At 39.7% G+C, this 675-nt stretch carries 1 protein-coding gene; it reads left to right on the forward strand.

Annotated elements, in window-relative coordinates:
* The coding region (locus BFU02S_RS16105; protein WP_084361171.1) for a threonine aldolase family protein at window positions 1–643 on the forward strand (643 nt) is incomplete at its 5' end.
* Window positions 644–675: the final 32 nt, after the last annotated feature.

Genomic DNA, 675 nt, shown 5'->3' on the forward strand with positions numbered 1-675 from the left:
TATGGTGAAACCTAAACTGGTATACATATCAAATTCGACGGAAATTGGTTCTATTTATACTAGAAATGAGCTGGAGCATCTGCGAAATTTCTGTCACGAGAAGAATCTTCTTTTATTTATGGATGGAGCAAGATTTGGATCAGCTCTTTGTTCTTCAGAAAGTGATCTTGAACTTAGCGATCTTCCAGAACTTGTTGATGCCTTCTATATTGGTGGAACTAAGAATGGTGCACTTATTGGTGAAGCGTTAGTCATTTGCCGCGAATCGCTGAAAGAAGATTTTCGTTATCATATGAAACAAAAAGGCGGACTTTTGGCAAAAGGAAGATTATTAGGCATTCAGTTTCTTGAACTGTTCAAGGACAATCTCTATTTTGACCTTGCAAGGCATGCGAACCAAATGGCTGACATTCTTAGGAAGGGATTACTCGAGGCCAACATCCCTTTTCTGATCGATTCACCATCAAACCAGCTGTTTCCGATTCTGCCTAATGCTCTTGTGGCAAAGCTGCAAAAAAACTATGCTTTTCTCATTTGGGAAAAGATCGATTCTGGTCACTCTGCCATACGTCTGGTTACTTCCTGGGCAACAAAAGAGGAAGCAGTTATGGCTTTTATCGAAGAGGTGAAAAGTTGCTACTAAAGTGAAGAAAGGACAAGATCAGTGTTCATTTA

Origin of the sequence: Neobacillus fumarioli NBRC 102428 (assembly GCF_001591485.1) — a bacterium.
GTDB classification, from domain to species: domain Bacteria; phylum Bacillota; class Bacilli; order Bacillales; family Cytobacillaceae; genus Neobacillus; species Neobacillus fumarioli.